The sequence below is a fragment of the Paenibacillus sp. EKM212P genome (assembly GCF_011066115.1).
Taxonomy (GTDB): domain Bacteria; phylum Bacillota; class Bacilli; order Paenibacillales; family Paenibacillaceae; genus Paenibacillus; species Paenibacillus polymyxa_B.
The window spans coordinates 322,631-338,497 of the sequence record NZ_JAAMNR010000003.1; the positions used below are offsets into that span (position 1 = coordinate 322,631).

Consider the following 15,867-nt stretch of genomic DNA (forward strand, 5'->3'; position numbering starts at 1 on the left):
ACATGAATAAAAAGTGGTTTATTGCAGCAGGTCTGTGCATTGTGATCGGTGTGGCCGGAATGGTGGCTTACGGTGCCCCATGGAGTCAACAAGTCATGAAGGAAACAACTGCGATTAACAAAAAATGGACGTTCACACGTGGTCAGCTACAGAAGCTGAAAGTGGACAGTTCTGATGATGTCTCTATTTTGTTTACTCCCGGCTCTGGCGACCAAGGTACGATACGCATTAGTGGAGAAGTTCAGACAAAGGTAGCCGATCAAGTTCATAATGCCCGAATTGAGAACGGTAAGCTTACGATTCAATCGGAGCCGGCCGCTTCCTTGTCATTTCTTTCGATCACCCCTGATTTGGATCAAACGATTACCGTAGAGATGCCCTCCGGCGAAACACTAACTGACCTACAGGTAGATGCACATTCAGGGAATGTAAAACTTCAAGATGCCTCCGTGCAGAATACTTCCATCACCGCTACTTCAGGCACTGCCGAGATTACAAACCTCCAAAGTACCCACCTGATCGCAAATTTAACATCCGGCAATTTTACAGCCAGTCAGCTTGCAGCAGATATGGAGTTGAAGCTTACTTCAGGCGATGTTACCATCCGCGATTATAGCGGTAATGGCCTTATTTCCCTAACCTCAGGGGAGACAAATATTACGCAACGTGCCGTAGCCAACTTGGAAGTGAATGCTGATTCTGGTGACGTGAAGATTAAACAAGCTCCCGATTTTAAAGGTGTTTATAATGTCCACTCTGACTCTGGGAGTATAGATACTCCCGAATCTGTTCCCGGTAGTGTGAACGTGATAAAGGTAGAAACCACCTCAGGGGATATTAATATTTCCAAATAGGAGACCTCTAGATGAATACCTCATCAGAGGCGAAGTTTGGTTCAATGAGTTTAACCTTGTATAATGTAACCATGTGCTCACATGCACAACCACGTTATGGAGTGAAAAGGAGGAGAACTGGATGGAACTTAAGAATAAAACAGCCATTATTACAGGAGCCAGCAAAGGAATCGGTAAAGCAATTGCCGAAACTTTAGCTAAGGAAGGCGTTAACCTGGGATTAATCTCACGAACATTGACTGACCTGCAAAAGCTGCAGGATTCGCTGGGGAGTACATACGGTGTGAAAGTGGTGAGTGCTGTTGCAGATATATCGGATCGCGCACAGGCCGCTGCCGCTGTAGCTTCACTGGAACACGAGTTGGGCGCTGTCGATATTTTGATCAACAATGCAGGCATTGCTACCTTTGGCACAGTCGCAGATATGGACCCCGAAGAGTGGGAACGTATTATTCGCGTAAACCTGATGGGAACCTACTATGTCACACATGCTGCTCTTCCAAGCATGCTGGCACAAAAGAGCGGAAACATTATTAATATCTCCTCGACGGCAGGAGAACGAGGTTTTGCAACAGGCTCAGCATATTGCGCATCCAAATTTGCTTTGATGGGCTTCACGGAAGCACTGATGCAGGAAGTTCGCAAATCCAATATTCGCGTCACCGCGCTGACTCCAAGTACTGTCAATACAGAACTGGCGGCAAACGCAGGATTGTCTATTGGTGATGAGGATCGCATGCTTCAACCGCAGGATTTGGCCGATCTGACATTAGCCGCATTGAAACTGCCTCCACGGGTTCAATTAAAAGTAGCCGGTATTTGGACAACCAACCCACAGTAATTCGACATGACATCTTAGATTCATTGGCTGTACAATGCTCCGGCAGACGTAATTGTTCGTCATGCCGGAGCTTTTTTTTTCAGCATAGCTATACCAAAACAAACTGTAATATAAGCGCTTTGTACTTCCAGCATATATACATACAATTCCTACAACTATAAGCGCATTTCAGGAAAGGGGAAAAATGATGAAGAACACAGGAATGACACGGCCATTAGACCATTTGGGCCGCATTGTGCTGCCCAAGGAGCTGCGCAATTCTATGAATATTAATATTGGAGATGCCCTCGATTTTTTTATTACCCCAGAGGGACTGATGATTCGCAAGTATACGGGGGTTTCTTGCTATTTTTGTGGTGCCGTAGATCATTTGAGCTATTTTAGGGATCATCTGATATGTAAAAGTTGTATTGAAAATCTGAAGAGCGATAATCCTTCCAGTCATTTGAGTGAATCCCGTCCTGTCCAGCCCAAGAAAAGAAGGAGTTACAGAAATCAGAATGATCTCCTGAATAAACTAAAACAGCTCATGCAGGAGCATCCTAATGTATCTCAAAAAGAATTAGCCGAAATGCTCGAACTATCCCAGGGACGCGTGTCGCAGCTTAAAAAGCTACTTCTTTAAATCATCCGACCCGATCTCGTCTGTTCTAATCAACAAAAAAAAAAGAGCCTGACGGCTCTTGGATCATCATCGTTACGCAATGTCGGACTGCTCTATAACCGGGACCCGATAGGCCAGCAAGGACTCGTCTATTACGGCAGAAATAAACGTTGCTTCTATTTCAGGCACCAGTCTAAGCGCATAATTCCATGCGTTTTCTTCAATTTGCAGCGCAACTCGTTGCCGGGTCCCTATCCCGTTCTCTTGCTCCAACGCATCGGAGAGGTCCACTAATTCCGTATCGGCGGCGTGCCCGATCTCATGTGCAAGCACAACCGTAAAATACTCCTCAACTCGATCAACGCTGCCGAACATCTGTACACACTGTGTTTCAATAACATCCGTATACATGGTAATGGCGTGAGCATTCATGGCATACTTGCCCCCAATCAGCCTTCCACCAGGAAAACGTTTCTCCAGCTTGACTGTCACACCTATAGCAGCCCGTTCCAACAGCTCAGCGACAATGCGCTCTGCCTGATTTCTTTCCAACTTAGCTTCGCTCCTCAAACCAGGATATATAAAGTTATATTTACTTTAAACTTATGAAATCATGGATGTGTTCATACCATATACAGTACGATATTATACCTTTTTACAAAGGAGAATACCATGTCAGAAGATTATTATATAGGTTGGGGAACGCTTGCCCTGATTAATGCCGGCTTGGCACAGTCCAAAAATCGGAGCGGGCTAAATTGGTTTCTGCTCTCCCTATTAATAGGGCCACTGGCTACCCTTTTTATCGTTGCATGGGATAAGCTGGAGTCCTAATCCAGCCATTAGGTCATTCCCATCGTTATCCGGAATGAAAAGGACAGCCTTGGCGCTTCTGCTGCACTGTGTCTGTTGCTGTACTAGTAGCCTGTCTCGACGTATACGGCTTCTCTTGAACTCCGAAATTCGGCTTCACAAGCCGATTATCATAGGAGCTATGAAAAATATGCGTTGTCGCCGGGGATAGCGGGGGGATCAGCCATGTCCAATTGCCTGTCAGCATGCGCCCAGCCTTGGCTTCTCGTTCCTCAAACAGCTGAAATTGTGCCGCTGCGGTATGGTGGTCGACAATGCTGACTCCCGCTTTTTTAAAAGAATGCAGCACAGCAATATTCAATTCCACCAGCGCCCGATCACGCCAAAGCGTTGTTTCACTCGTCGTATCGAGTCCCATCAGCTTAGCCACCTGTGGCAACATATTATAGCGGAAGGTATCCGCAAAATTACGGGCGCCGATTTCTGTTCCCATATACCAGCCGTTAAAGGGAGCAGCTGTATAGATGATACCGCCAATCTCCAGCGTCATGTCCGCAATCATAGGCACGGCATACCAACGTAATCCCAAGGAAGCGAAACCCGAAAGTTCTGGATGCTCAATGGCTACCTCCATCACCAAATGTTCAGGAATATCAAATAGCTCTGGAGACCGTCCGCCTGCTTCCACAACCAGTGGCAATATATCAAAAGGAGTCATCGCCCCTTGCCAGCCCATGTCTCTACAAGCTTGGGTAAAATCCACCGAGGCCGGGTCTCCGATGATCCCTTGATCGGTTTCATATCCAGCGTAACGAATGAGTTGATGGTTCCAGATGCGGATATTCGGCTTCCCCGGCTTGGAGGCGCGAAATACAGTAAGCGTTGGCTTAATTTTACCGCCATTCGTTCCTATGCGTATATGCTCCAAGAGCTCGCTGACCACCTCCCTCGCATCTGACGCGCCCCGCGCATCCCTGACCAAAAGCTTGTCCCAAAATAAGCGCCCGATGCAACGATTGCTATTGCGCCAAGCCATGAGCGCTCCGTGCTCCAGCTCTTCGTAAGTATGATCATACGTTCCCGTAGCCTCTATGTCGTAACGAATATTAAGAAGCCGGGCTTCCGCTTCATCGCGGCTTCGGCCCAGCTCCTCATAACATGTATATATAAACTGCTCCGCTTCATGCAAAAGCTGTTGTATTACTTCCATAACATACACCCCATCCCGGCAGCTCCATGACTCAAGAGCCCGTGGTCTTCCACGCCTTCTCGTCATTATACTCCAGTGGCAGACTGGAACCAACGGGATGTGTATCTTGTTCACCTGATCTCCATATACATGGAAATATACACCAATTAATTATCCCAAATACGCACTCAGCATCCAGATATGTTTATCCATTGCTTCTCTCAAGCCGTTAAGAAGATCCTCTGTCGCTTTATCCTGTGCTGCTTCCGCTGCTTCCATCCCATTAGCCAGTTCAACAGTGATGGTTTTAAAATCAGCAACAACGGACTTCACCATATCGTCAGCTGTCTGCTCACCTGCGGACTCCTGAATAGCTGAAAGTTGCAAATGCTCCTTCAAGGTCGCAGCCGGACGGCCACCAATAGCTAACAAACGTTCAGCAATCGTATCTAGATTAGCTGTTGCTTCATTGTAAAGCTCTTCAAATTTAGCATGCAGTGTGAAGAATTTAGGTCCTTTCACATACCAGTGGAAATAATGCAGTTTCGTATACAATACAGACCAGGTAGCTACCTGACGATTCAATGCCTTGTGCAATTCTTGAATAGCCTCTTGTGTAGGTGCGTTCGTATGATTTAATGTACTCATGTTAAAATCCCCTCTCGTTTTCATTCAAAATATAGTTGGTTTAAAGCTTGGATACTCGTTAACAGTAGTGTCTGATTTTCTTCAAAATCCCATGCGTGAATCCAATAAATATTTATTAATTAATTTAGACTTAATCTAAATCCTGTTTTAATTATAACACTATGTCGATGTTTTTCAAGTCTTAATTCGGTTTAAATCATGAAGATTACGTGAATTGATTGTAAATCGAACTCTATATGCAATAGGATATCCAGAATCAAGACTTATTTATCTTTTATACATAGGTTACATCAATAGGAGTAAAGAAGATGTTAATTTTGTCTGTTAAAGCTTCTATATTGAAGACAAAATCCATAACCTACTACCTCATACCTAACCACGACAAAAAAAGAGCCGACCCGTAAGAGGGTCGGCTCTTTTTTATTCTTGCATCTCTGAAGGTTCCACGATTAAGGATACAACCTTGCCTGCATTTACATCAATCAGGCCGTGATCGGTAATTTTCAAGGCCGGGCTGACCGGCAAAGAATGCGTACTCAGCGACATGATTGGATTGTAATGGCGGTAGCCCAGCGACAGCAAGGCTGAACGAAGCTCCTTCACATGGGCCGCAACCATTTCCAGCGGTCCTTCTGTTAAAATCCCGCCTACGGTTAACGGCAAATGGGACAGCACCTTGCCATTTTCAACTACGCAAAAGCCACCTTGGCTGGATAAAACCGTATTCGCAGCCAGTATCATATCTTGCTTGTTATGCCCTACGACCAGCAAGTTATGGTTATCGTGCGAATAGGTGGTTGCCACTGCCCCACGTTTAATCGTATCTCCCCCGATCAAACCGTAAGCACGGTTGCCATTCTTTCCATACCGTTCAAACGTAGCGATGAGTCCATGTTCACCATGTTCCCATACCAGTTCACCCTGCTCCACATGTGCAGGTGCAATCCGTTCGCTCGTAAAAGTTGAGCCATCCTTGACCATCATAATACGACATTGATGTGTGCCATCAGCTACATCCATCTTTACCGTAAAATCCTGCTCCGTAAGCGGATCAAGCTTCACACTTTGATAAAAATGGGCGGGGAAGCGGCTTTTTATCGGTGCTTGATGGTATTCCTCGAACTTATCGAACACCTTGAGTCCGTCCTTATAGACTTGCTCCACATCAAATTGACCAAGATCGGACAACAGTACAAAGTCAGCTATTTTTCCCGGTGCAATTGTTCCGCGGTCATGCATTCGCATCCGTGCAGCAGGAGTAAACGTAGCTGCATAAATGGCATCCTCAGGCTTCATGCCCATTCCGATTGCTTTACTTACAATATGGTTCAGATGCCCTCGCTCTACGAAAGAGTCTGGCATCACATCATCCGTTACGAAGCAAAAATGCTGTGCCACATCTTCCTGAATAAGATAGTCCATCACTTCAGGGGTCATGGATTTTTCCTGGATTTCAATAAACATCCCGGCAGCCATCCGCGCCTTCATACCTTCAATACTCTGGTGAGTATGGTCCGAGCCTATTCCCGCATAGATCAACTGATGCAGATCCAGATCAAGCAGCTGCGGCGTATGGCCTTCAATGATTAGCTCCGGGTAGTGCTCACGAACATGGCGTAAGATGCGATTCGTCTTGCTCTCCGGATCACGAATGACATCCACATAGTTCATAATTTCACCCAGGCAGATCATTTCGCCGGTTTGCAGTAGCGCATCAATCTCGGGAATACCAATCTCGCCCCCTGAGGTTTCGAGCGGCGTTGCCGGGACAGAGCTTGGAATGCCGTAGAACATATCAGCCACGCAATCTTTGCTGGCTTCCATCATTTCCTGAATGCCTTCCAATCCGAAAACATTCGCCATTTCGTGCGGTTCCGGTACAATCGTCGTTACCCCATTGCGAATCAGCCCATAGGAAAAGGTTGCCGGTGTCACCATGGTACTTTCGATATGCAAATGAATGTCGATCAGGCCGGGAATCATATATTTCCCATGCCCTTCGACAATTTCAGCCACCTCGAAAGACTCCAGACCACGCTGACCGATATACATAAACTTGCCATTAAGTATAGCTACATTACCTTCTTCGAACGTCTTGTAGTAACTGTTATACACCTTAACTTGTAAAATCATTTTGTCTGCACGCATGATGTATCTCCTTCATCGAACCCGCTGATTATTGGACCAGCACCATTTTATCTGCCGGAAAATGCAGGGTAACCCGCTGACCACTCAGGTAAGGCGTATCCATTTCCTGATTAGCCGTAAAGTTGCCTTTCGCCGTTTCTACCACGTACTGATAGCTACGCCCCAGGTAAGTACTTACTTTAATAATACCGGGAAGCTCATTTTCCCCTGTCTCGTTGCCTTCTGTTCGAATGACCAAATCATCCGGGCGAATAGCGCCCTGACGAGCACCCGGTTGGGCAGTACCCTGATTACGCGCTACGTCGAACGAAAGATCGCCTGTATTCAGTCGAATACGATCCCCTTCTTCAGTACGCTCGTCAAAACTTAGAAAATTATTAAACCCAATAAAACGGGCGACAAATTCGGTCGTCGGATATTTAAAAATGGTCGATGGAGCATCTAATTGTTCGATGTTCCCCTTATTCATAATCGCAACCTGGTCAGAAATCGAAAAACATTCCTCCTGATCATGCGATACATACACAGTAGTGATGCCCAGTTCCTGTTGAATACGGCGGATTTCCACACGCATATTTACACGCAGGTTAGCATCCAAGTTACTCAGAGGTTCATCAAACAACAGCAGATCGGGTTCAATCACAAGCGCTCGCGCAATCGCAACACGTTGACGCTGTCCGCCTGACAATTCACCGGGGAAACGTTTTTCAAATCCCCCCAGGCTAACCGTATCCAGCATGGTCATAACGCGGCGCTTTACATCATCTTCCTTAACCTTGCGTAACCGCAGACCAAAGGCAACATTATCTAAAACGGACAAATGCGGGAAGAGTGCATAACTTTGGAATACAAAGCCGAAGTTCCGTTTATTCACCGGAACCCGAGTATAATCCTTATCACCAAACAAAAATGTTCCTTGTTTAGCTTCGAGAAATCCTGCAATGAGACGAAGTGTGGTCGTTTTGCCACAACCACTCGGTCCGAGCAGCGAGAGCAACTGCCCCCGTTCGAGCTGCAAATCGAAATCCTGCAAGATCAGTTGGTTGTCATAAGCGACCGATACGCGATTCAGAGTAAGCAGTGCCATAAGGTTGAAGCCTCCATTACCTTTTAGTGAAGTAAGACAATCCCATCAGTCGTTCAATCAAGAACATCAGGATACCGGTCAAAATCATCAGCATAACCGAAATCGCTGCAATCGTCGGGTCAAAATAATTTTCGACGTAAGTCAGCATTTGAATGGGCAGGGTGCTGAAGCCCGGTCCTGTCATGAAGACGGAGATGTCGACATTGTTGAATGATTCCAGAAAGGCAATCAGGATAGCCGCAATAATACCTGAGCGGATGTTGGGCAGAACCACCTTGAAAAAGGTTTCCAGCCGTCCAGCCCCCAAACTAAGCGCTGCTTCCTCAATCGCAAAATCAAAGTTAGACAAACTGGATGCAATGACTCTAATAATGAACGGCAACATAATCACCGTATGTCCGATCAATAATCCAGCATATACTGGTAAATGGTAAACAATGATCAAATAGCGCAGCAGTGTAAAACCAAGAACGATACCCGGTATAAGCAACGGGGAAAGGAACAAAGCATTCAGCGCATCCTTCCCGCGAAACGAAAAGCGACTAAGTGCATAGGCGGCAGGCATACCGATCAGCAGTGCCAAGATGTTGCCTAGCAGAGAGACGACAATGGACGTTTTGAACGTGGACATAAACAAATCCACTTCAAAAATATTTTCATACCAGCGCAAAGAAAAGCCCTGCGGAGGAAATTTTAATACCGTGCCCGGCTCGAAAGAAGTGACCGATATGATCAACAGCGGACCGAGCAGAAAGATGAAGACCAGCAGGCTAAAGAAGCCTAGTCCGTAATGTTTCTCCCGCATATCCACCTACCCCTTCGGATTGAGTTTATGGGCCGCCTTATTTAAGAGACCGACCACGATAAATGTAATAACAATCATAATTGTTGCAATAACAGAAGCTAAAAACCAGTCGTTTAGCGTCATCGCGTTCTGATACAAAAATGTAGCGATAACCCGCTGTTTTCCTCCAAGTAGTGCTGGTGTCGTATATGCAGTCAGGCTGCCTACGAAAACGAGAATGCTTCCAATGATCAGGCCCGGCACAGACAGCGGAAATACGATTTTACGAAATGCGCTGAATCTGGAAGCCCCGAGGCTCTGAGCAGCATGAACAAGATCACCGTCAATATTTTCGAGCACACCAATCAGTGAAATAATCATCAGTGGTAAAAACAAATGAACCAGACCAATAATCATCGCTGCCGGGGTGTACAAAATATTCAGCGGTTCATCTACAAGTCCTAAACCGATGAGCACGTTATTTAACAGCCCCTTGCGACCCAGAATGACCATCCAGCTGAATGACCGCACCACCGGACTCGTCAATAAGGGAAAGATAGCCAGCGCAAGCAAAATACCTTTACGACGCGGGGCCTTTTGCGAAATATAATAAGCCGTCGGGAAGCCGAGTAATACGCACACGAGTGTCGTTACCACACTGACTTCCAGCGTAGTCAGCAATATTTTCAGAAAATAAGGGTCCTTGAAGAAATGGAGATAGCCTTCTAGGGTGAATGAGCTGTTCTGTACGAAGGTCGAACCGATCGTCAACACAATCGGAATGACCATGAACACCGCCAGAAAGAGCAGACCTGGCAGCAGCAGCCAATACAAGTATGTTTTCTTCATGGGTAGCTCCTTGCGGTTATCAAAATGTTATTCCTTATTCAGCACCTGGATAAACAGCTCCAGAAAAGCTTCGCTGTCCACCTGTTCGCACACATTCATATTGGGGCTATGATTGAGGCGGTTCTGTACATCGCCCACCGTTTGTCCGTCACATATGCGACTGGAGGTTTCCACGTCGACATACAACGACGAGGTATCTACTAACCTCGAATTCAATGCGACACCTACGGCAAGCGGGTCATGAAGCGCACACGCTTTTACCCCGTTGCGTTCTTCATAACGCTTGGTATAAACAGCCGTACTTTCAGCTACATAATTACGAATTGCAGGATGGGACAGACGAGCAATATGATCGGCAGTCAGCAGAGCCTTCCGTGTTACATCCAGTCCCACCTGTATCAACCGACCAAATCCTGCATGAAATACGATCCGTGCGGCTTCAGGGTCAGCATACATGTTGTACTCCGCTACAGGTGTAATATTGCCGCACCCGTGAATAACACCGCCCATAAAAATGACCTCATCGACGTGATCCGTCAGTTCGGGACACTTCAGCAGCGCCAGTGCCAAATTGGTGAGCGGCCCGGTGCAAATGAGCGTCACTTCCCCCCGGTGAGCCATCACGGTATCGATGATGATATCCGGCGCAAAACCTTCGGACGCAGACATCGCTGGGACTACTCCACTCAATGCACCTCCAATGCCGTCTTCTCCATGGACACGGTGCTCGTGCAGGCCTTTACGTATTAAGGGAGCCTCCGCCCCCCGATAAACCGGAATATCCGGTCTATCCAAAAGGTCGAGGATTTTGCATGTGTTCAATGTTGCTTGTTTAAGTGAGACATTACCGCATACTGTAGTAATCGCTTGGATATCCAACTGACCACTTTTGGCGGCCAGTAAAATACCCAACGCATCATCAATGCCCGTATCTACATCTAATATGACCTTTTTCATTATTGTGCTACTTCCCGGTTCCAGCGATCTGTCCATGCCTTGATATGATCGTTAACGAACTTCATATCCAGCTTGGTCAACTTGTTCACTACATCTGTACCGTACGTAATTCCTTCTGTATCCGCACCGGACAGTACCACCTGCGTGTTCACCGGAGAATCAACCTTCGCCTTGGCGGATTTTTCTTGAACTTCCTTGCTCAGCTGCCAGTTGATAAATTCCTCAGCCAGCTCCTTCTGGTCGGAGCCCTTCACTACATTAATCGTGTTCATGACTGCGTAAGCACCTTCACTAGGAGCTACAAATTTCGCTCCTGGCACAGCCGCCTGCAAATCTTTGAAGTACATTTCCATGATCGGACCGCCCGCAATTTCTTGTTGACTAAACATGTTCACGAACTCGGACGTTTTGCTATAAAACTTAACGATATTCGGACTCAGTTCTTTCAGTTTTCCGAAGGCTTGGTCTTCACTAAACTCCTTACTCCCCGCTACCTTGGAGGCTGCATCTACCATCATCGGTCCAGCTGTTGCCGTAATATTCGGCAGAGTCACGTTTCCTTTGAATTCAGGGCCCCACAGGTCGGCCCAGGAGGTCACATCTTTTTTCACCAGTTCCGGATTATAGGCAATACCAAGGCGTCCAACTGTATAAGCAGGACCATATTCCTCACCCAGCGGTGCTTTGGCAATATCATAAATTTGGTTCAAGTTTGGCACTTTACTGCGATCCAACTTCTCGAATAGCCCCTGTTGAATTCCCTGTTGGGCATAATAATCAGACAGATAAATCAGATCGACGTCTGTGCTGCCTTGACTGATTTTGTTCAACCGTTCCGCGTTATTTCCAATTTCGACCACGATATCAACGTTATGTTCTTTTTCAAAAGGCTCGTACACTTCTTTGTTAAAAAAGTCCTCGGAAAAGCCCCATGTGGAAATAACTAGTTTCTTTTTTCCATCAGCTGAACCATCTTTTCCATCTGTCTGACCGCCAGTAGCATTGCTGCCGCAACCTGCCAGTACCACGGATGCCAAGGTCACAGCCATAAACCCTTTAAACCATTTTTTCATATGAAACTCCCCCTATTTTTTTATTATGCACACCTTATGACACAAAAAAGAAAAGTACTCTTGTAAAACAAGAATACTTTTCTTCGTAAACAAAGAATAAGTTGATCCCGCTGCGCGTTATAACAGGTTCTCCCCTCAGATAGATCCGAAGCGAAAAGCCGAATATCCAATTTTATTAGGATTCTTTCAGTATGATGTTCGTAATTGCCCACTGCGTTGCTGAATCATAATCACGCAGTAAAGCTTCTATATCGAGCTCCATATCCTCAATCAGCTTCTCGCGAAGTCTCTTCTTGTACAGCATGGACATTCGGAAATCCACTTCCAGCTTCAAGCCGGGGGCTTCCACTTCCAATGCCGCCGAGCGTGGAGAACGCCGGTGCTTCGCCACAAAGGTAACAATGTTGTTCTCAACGGTGGCCCGCAGCAGCGTGGTCCCGAAGCCGAACAGTTCCTTTGAAACTTCATTGTAAATCTGGCACATCCGCTTCTTGCTTTCGTTACTGTCGAGCAGCGTCATGAACCCACCCTCATCAGCATATTACGTACAATCAATCTTTCAACACGATAGATTATACATAAATATACGATAAATAGCAAACAAAAATCCCTAATCTAATAACATATGATGCGAAAAAGCGAACAATATGTCGAACTTTGTAGCTTTTCAACATTTTGACACTTTTTCATCTAACTCTTAAGTTTTCGAACACTGCTATATTCCCCGCAGGAAAATTAAAGTAGACTACAAAGTCGTTATCGTCACCACTCTGGGAGAATATTTTTTTCTACTACTATATATGTAGTTTTTATTTAAACGCATTTAACCGTACCCCGCGGGAGTCCCCTAGCGATTGTACGGTTTTTTTATGTTATGTAGCTGACTGGCCAGATGGGAACCCCTTCAAGAAAAAGCCGATTGAATCCACGAGGACACTACAAGAGTAGCTGGCCACAGCAGCATAAAGTTAGCTATGATATACGCCTTCTTATAAGCATAACGATGATAAAAATACCAACAGCTCCATGAAATAAATACTCCTATCGGGTAGCTCATTATGACATAGGCAAAAATATAACTGATGAGATAATCTCCAGCTGTTGGTGCATCGAAAGAAAATACGACCACCATCAGCATGGCCGGATAGGCAAATAGCGTTAAGCCATAAACGATATTCAATATAAGTAAAATGACAAATGCATTTTGATCTTTCATGATGTTCTCCTAACTATTGCAGTCTGCCTGTATCACCATTGTGCAGCCCGTTTACGTCTCTCCTCACGCCGATCAGCTTCTTCCATTTTCCGAATATAACGTTTCAACTGCTCTTTATGATCGTCCAATTCCTGTATTCGTACAGTTGTACCTTGGAGAAACGTCTCCATTTTACGTGTTAATTCAGCAGCCGATTCGCCCCTCCAGTCTTGCAGACGACCATATATATTCCTCATCTGCTGCTCCTGATGCTGAAGTCTTTGCTTTAGCTGCTCGCATTGCTGAACAGCCCTACGCAGATCCCCCAGGCTCAAAGATATTCTGCTCATCTCTTTTGCCTCCCGTTGTGTTCTTCCAGCTGCTCTTTTTTATTGATCCACCATCGTAAATTCCTGGCCCTTGCGATCTATATACTCTGCTATCTCTGTAATCGATTCCTGATACCAGCGATTGATCCGATCCAGCGTTGCCGTTGCACTATGCGCAATTGGGGTCAAAGACTGACTTTCACTTGTCCCGATATGAGCCTGAAATAACTGGATGGATGCTCGGGTATCGCTAGAAAATCCATGCAGGCTGGAACGCATCTGGTTAGCCGCATGCTTTAGCTCTTCAGGTGTTAATTGAATTGTGCCTGCATTCTTGTTGCCCACAAAATATGCGCCGCCATTGGAGCGACCATTCTGTTGTCCTACTCCCAGGATATTCACTCCCAGTGCATTAGCAGCAAACTGCCCGAAGGCCCCCATTTGTCCACCATAGCGTTCAACCAGATCGCCCATGACTTCCTTGAGCTCTGCTCGCGCGGCCAGCATTTGCTCGTACGCCTGCACCCGTGGATTGCCTTCCACCAATTGACCGTCCATGGTGTACAGTGGATTGCTGATATTTCCATTTTCATCAAATGTGAAATGATCCATGCTATGCGTCGCTTCTCCAAATACCGAATTATAGAACTTTGTAATCGGATCTTGCTGCATCATAGGCAATGTAATCGGGACATACACAATGGGAGACCATTTGGGTCCCAAAAAAAAGTTAGCCCACTTATTGTCTCTTTCGACTGGTAATGAAACAGGAATAGTGATTTTGGCTTTATTAGCCGTCTTATAATCATTGTCTATAAAGTAGGTTGTACCCACATGTGGCTGTGCATCATTAGCTCCCGAACCGATAGTGTCTTTCGGATTGACATAAGCGACATTCGTCTTTCGAAAATCGCCATTTTCCACCTTCTTTTGAAGATCATCCGGTAATAGATGTACAATGCTTGGTGGATTATAAGCGACTGATGACAGTCCGTTCCGCACCGCCACATATTCTGCCTCCGCTCCTCCCAGAGAATGGCCTGTGGTCGTTATTTCAGCAGAGGGATACTCTTTTTTTACAACATCATATAGATTCTGAGCTTGTGTAAATTGATTATTCTGGTACTTCTCCTCATATTGAAGAAATGCACTTTGCACTTGTGGTGGGAGTTTAGCCACCTCTGCCTTATTATTTTCATAATATTGATGGACTTCTTCCAACGTTTTCGCGCGTCCTCCGACGACATCGCTGAAATCCGTTCCCCAGTCCATCGCCACGCTCCACTTGGGTCGATTCGGGGGTTCTGTCCCCCTATAACCGATGATCACCTGATTGGTCTTCTCGTTAAGGAATACAGTCGCATCGAATCCAGAACCGTTCGTATCATGCAGCATAGCTCCTTCAGGTTCAACAATCTTCCAGTCAGGAAGAATTCTGCTTTTAGAGTCTTTAGCAGTCAACTCCCGGTCATAAACTTTATCCGCAATGGTCCAGTATGTTTTATCGTTAGTGAAGGTCAAGTTATTCCCACCTTGTCTATTGTGTAAATATATTATAGAGTTATGAAAAAAGGTGATTACCAGAAAAGGAGAATTGTAACTTGAACAGAAAAATCCCACTGATTCTGGCACTTATTTTAATTATTATGTATTTAGGAGGTTGTTCCAGCTTGTCCGACAAAGAGAAAAAAGAATTAGTAGACGTCGCCACTCCCATCGGTGTGGAGTTTATTAAAGAACACTATAATGCCGATTTCATATTAAAGGATTATGCTGTGGATGATCCTGCTGTCCACTCCAGGCTTTATTTGTATGGGTACATTAAAGGCCACGAAGACAACAAAATTACCATCTACTATAATTATAAAACCAAAGAAGTGATCGACGTCTCTGGGCCAGATTGGTTTATCGACAGTGAAGTTCCCAAATACAAGACCCCTTCTTCCTGAGAAGGGATACTCATCGAGCATCTCACTCTCAACATATTTGTAATCTATATTAAAGTCTAATTTTTCCCAAATTAAGAAGTAGTATAATTATAGTGCATCCTTTTTGCGAGCGATATAGCCGAGAGGAAAAATAAGTATAAAGTCATTGGATACAGTATATCTGGTCACAGTACATAGTTTATGTAGAATAGGTCTTTGTAACTGTATGTTAGGGGAAAATTGCATAGATGAACACCATTTTTAATTTGTACTATTATAAAGAGTATGCAATGACAAATGTAGTTAATAAAATTCACCTTTACGGCTACATAACAGTGCTAAAAGGGTATAGATCATCAAACTCAAATAAGGCTCCTTAGGAGCCTTATTTACTTGTTGCTAAACATATTTAACGCTCTTCACTTTGGGCGCTATGCTTAGTTACATGAATAAAAGGATATTCACCTTTGCTTATTTTACGTTTCCACTCTTGTATCATGTCTTCTTGGGTAGGCGGTTTCTCATTCACGATTGCTCCTGTAGTTACTTTAGCCATGGTTACCCTCTC

19 protein-coding genes are annotated in these 15,867 nt (G+C 45.3%); 5 read left to right on the top strand and 14 right to left on the bottom strand.

Annotated features, from left to right (window positions below):
• The first annotated feature begins 2 nt into the window (after nt 1-2).
• From G9G54_RS10675 to G9G54_RS10685, 3 genes are all read left to right on the top strand, one after another.
• Nucleotides 3-854, top strand: coding sequence for a DUF4097 family beta strand repeat-containing protein (locus G9G54_RS10675; RefSeq protein WP_165177908.1), 852 nt, complete (start codon nt 3-5; stop codon nt 852-854).
• A gap of 121 nt (nt 855-975) precedes the next feature.
• Nucleotides 976-1,695, top strand: a complete 720-nt coding sequence (locus tag G9G54_RS10680) for a 3-ketoacyl-ACP reductase (RefSeq protein WP_061830484.1) — start codon at nt 976-978, stop codon at nt 1,693-1,695.
• A 187-nt stretch (nt 1,696-1,882) separates the two neighbouring features.
• The gene (locus tag G9G54_RS10685) at nt 1,883-2,320 is read left to right on the top strand and encodes an AbrB/MazE/SpoVT family DNA-binding domain-containing protein (protein WP_013312449.1); all 438 of its coding nucleotides are present in this window, start codon (nt 1,883-1,885) and stop codon (nt 2,318-2,320) included.
• A 72-nt stretch (nt 2,321-2,392) separates the two neighbouring features.
• Here the strand turns inward: G9G54_RS10685 and G9G54_RS10690 are convergent, their stop codons facing one another.
• Nucleotides 2,393-2,851, bottom strand: coding sequence for a hypothetical protein (locus G9G54_RS10690; RefSeq protein WP_165177910.1), 459 nt, complete (start codon nt 2,849-2,851; stop codon nt 2,393-2,395).
• A gap of 120 nt (nt 2,852-2,971) precedes the next feature.
• On the opposite strand from G9G54_RS10690, the gene G9G54_RS10695 reads away from it, so the two are divergent.
• Nucleotides 2,972-3,133, top strand: coding sequence for a hypothetical protein (locus G9G54_RS10695; protein ID WP_013312451.1), 162 nt, complete (start codon nt 2,972-2,974; stop codon nt 3,131-3,133).
• 25 nt (nt 3,134-3,158) lie between these two features.
• Here the strand turns inward: G9G54_RS10695 and G9G54_RS10700 are convergent, their stop codons facing one another.
• From G9G54_RS10700 to G9G54_RS10755, 12 genes are all read right to left on the bottom strand, one after another.
• A complete protein-coding gene (locus tag G9G54_RS10700; RefSeq protein WP_165177912.1) occupies nt 3,159-4,322 on the bottom strand; it encodes a nitric oxide synthase oxygenase in 1,164 nt (387 codons plus the stop codon).
• Nucleotides 4,323-4,472: 150 nt separating this feature from the next.
• Nucleotides 4,473-4,949: a Dps family protein gene (locus G9G54_RS10705; protein ID WP_023990827.1), complete on the bottom strand. Its 477-nt coding sequence runs from the start codon at nt 4,947-4,949 to the stop codon at nt 4,473-4,475.
• Nucleotides 4,950-5,369: 420 nt separating this feature from the next.
• Nucleotides 5,370-7,097, bottom strand: coding sequence for an adenine deaminase C-terminal domain-containing protein (locus tag G9G54_RS10710; protein ID WP_165177914.1), 1,728 nt, complete (start codon nt 7,095-7,097; stop codon nt 5,370-5,372).
• A gap of 28 nt (nt 7,098-7,125) precedes the next feature.
• Entirely contained in the window at nt 7,126-8,184 is a 1,059-nt protein-coding gene (locus G9G54_RS10715; RefSeq protein ID WP_165177916.1) for an ABC transporter ATP-binding protein, read from the bottom strand.
• Between the two features lie 16 nt (nt 8,185-8,200).
• Nucleotides 8,201-8,989 (bottom strand): ABC transporter permease, encoded by a 789-nt coding sequence (locus tag G9G54_RS10720; RefSeq protein WP_013312456.1) that lies wholly within the window; start codon nt 8,987-8,989, stop codon nt 8,201-8,203.
• A 6-nt stretch (nt 8,990-8,995) separates the two neighbouring features.
• Nucleotides 8,996-9,817 (bottom strand): ABC transporter permease, encoded by an 822-nt coding sequence (locus tag G9G54_RS10725; protein WP_013312457.1) that lies wholly within the window; start codon nt 9,815-9,817, stop codon nt 8,996-8,998.
• A gap of 27 nt (nt 9,818-9,844) precedes the next feature.
• Nucleotides 9,845-10,774, bottom strand: coding sequence for a nucleoside hydrolase (locus G9G54_RS10730; protein ID WP_165177918.1), 930 nt, complete (start codon nt 10,772-10,774; stop codon nt 9,845-9,847).
• Nucleotides 10,774-11,847, bottom strand: a complete 1,074-nt coding sequence (locus tag G9G54_RS10735; RefSeq protein WP_165177920.1) for an ABC transporter substrate-binding protein — start codon at nt 11,845-11,847, stop codon at nt 10,774-10,776. The genes G9G54_RS10730 and G9G54_RS10735 overlap by 1 nt, the downstream gene beginning before the upstream one ends.
• A 175-nt stretch (nt 11,848-12,022) precedes the next feature.
• The gene (locus tag G9G54_RS10740) at nt 12,023-12,367 is read right to left on the bottom strand and encodes a hypothetical protein (protein WP_013373571.1); all 345 of its coding nucleotides are present in this window, start codon (nt 12,365-12,367) and stop codon (nt 12,023-12,025) included.
• Nucleotides 12,368-12,751: 384 nt separating this feature from the next.
• Entirely contained in the window at nt 12,752-13,063 is a 312-nt protein-coding gene (locus G9G54_RS10745; RefSeq protein ID WP_165177922.1) for a hypothetical protein, read from the bottom strand.
• Nucleotides 13,064-13,095: 32 nt separating this feature from the next.
• Nucleotides 13,096-13,392: a WXG100 family type VII secretion target gene (locus G9G54_RS10750; protein ID WP_014278615.1), complete on the bottom strand. Its 297-nt coding sequence runs from the start codon at nt 13,390-13,392 to the stop codon at nt 13,096-13,098.
• A 39-nt stretch (nt 13,393-13,431) separates the two neighbouring features.
• On the bottom strand, nt 13,432-14,892 hold the full coding sequence (locus tag G9G54_RS10755) for a lipase family protein (RefSeq protein WP_165177924.1): 1,461 nt from the start codon (nt 14,890-14,892) through the stop codon (nt 13,432-13,434).
• An 80-nt stretch (nt 14,893-14,972) separates the two neighbouring features.
• Here G9G54_RS10755 and G9G54_RS10760 point away from each other — a divergent pair, with 80 nt between their 5' ends.
• Complete coding sequence (locus tag G9G54_RS10760; RefSeq protein WP_025721830.1) at nt 14,973-15,320, top strand: hypothetical protein; 348 nt, start codon at nt 14,973-14,975, stop codon at nt 15,318-15,320.
• A gap of 388 nt (nt 15,321-15,708) precedes the next feature.
• On the opposite strand, the gene G9G54_RS10765 is transcribed toward G9G54_RS10760, so the two are convergent.
• A complete protein-coding gene (locus G9G54_RS10765; protein WP_165177926.1) occupies nt 15,709-15,855 on the bottom strand; it encodes a hypothetical protein in 147 nt (48 codons plus the stop codon).
• Nucleotides 15,856-15,867: the final 12 nt, after the last annotated feature.

What these genes read in the sequence shown, in the direction of transcription:
- G9G54_RS10675 (WP_165177908.1), top strand. Translation starts at nt 3, where the DNA reads ATGAATAAAAAGTGGTTTATTGCAGCAGGTCTGTGCATTGTGATCGGT.
- G9G54_RS10680 (WP_061830484.1), top strand. Translation starts at nt 976, where the DNA reads ATGGAACTTAAGAATAAAACAGCCATTATTACAGGAGCCAGCAAAGGA.
- G9G54_RS10685 (WP_013312449.1), top strand. Translation starts at nt 1,883, where the DNA reads ATGAAGAACACAGGAATGACACGGCCATTAGACCATTTGGGCCGCATT.
- G9G54_RS10695 (WP_013312451.1), top strand. Translation starts at nt 2,972, where the DNA reads ATGTCAGAAGATTATTATATAGGTTGGGGAACGCTTGCCCTGATTAAT.
- G9G54_RS10700 (WP_165177912.1), bottom strand. Translation starts at nt 4,322, where the DNA reads ATGGAAGTAATACAACAGCTTTTGCATGAAGCGGAGCAGTTTATATAT.
- G9G54_RS10705 (WP_023990827.1), bottom strand. Translation starts at nt 4,949, where the DNA reads ATGAGTACATTAAATCATACGAACGCACCTACACAAGAGGCTATTCAA.
- G9G54_RS10710 (WP_165177914.1), bottom strand. Translation starts at nt 7,097, where the DNA reads ATGCGTGCAGACAAAATGATTTTACAAGTTAAGGTGTATAACAGTTAC.
- G9G54_RS10715 (WP_165177916.1), bottom strand. Translation starts at nt 8,184, where the DNA reads ATGGCACTGCTTACTCTGAATCGCGTATCGGTCGCTTATGACAACCAA.
- G9G54_RS10720 (WP_013312456.1), bottom strand. Translation starts at nt 8,989, where the DNA reads ATGCGGGAGAAACATTACGGACTAGGCTTCTTTAGCCTGCTGGTCTTC.
- G9G54_RS10725 (WP_013312457.1), bottom strand. Translation starts at nt 9,817, where the DNA reads ATGAAGAAAACATACTTGTATTGGCTGCTGCTGCCAGGTCTGCTCTTT.
- G9G54_RS10730 (WP_165177918.1), bottom strand. Translation starts at nt 10,774, where the DNA reads ATGAAAAAGGTCATATTAGATGTAGATACGGGCATTGATGATGCGTTG.
- G9G54_RS10735 (WP_165177920.1), bottom strand. Translation starts at nt 11,847, where the DNA reads ATGAAAAAATGGTTTAAAGGGTTTATGGCTGTGACCTTGGCATCCGTG.
- G9G54_RS10740 (WP_013373571.1), bottom strand. Translation starts at nt 12,367, where the DNA reads ATGACGCTGCTCGACAGTAACGAAAGCAAGAAGCGGATGTGCCAGATT.
- G9G54_RS10745 (WP_165177922.1), bottom strand. Translation starts at nt 13,063, where the DNA reads ATGAAAGATCAAAATGCATTTGTCATTTTACTTATATTGAATATCGTT.
- G9G54_RS10750 (WP_014278615.1), bottom strand. Translation starts at nt 13,392, where the DNA reads ATGAGCAGAATATCTTTGAGCCTGGGGGATCTGCGTAGGGCTGTTCAG.
- G9G54_RS10765 (WP_165177926.1), bottom strand. Translation starts at nt 15,855, where the DNA reads ATGGCTAAAGTAACTACAGGAGCAATCGTGAATGAGAAACCGCCTACC.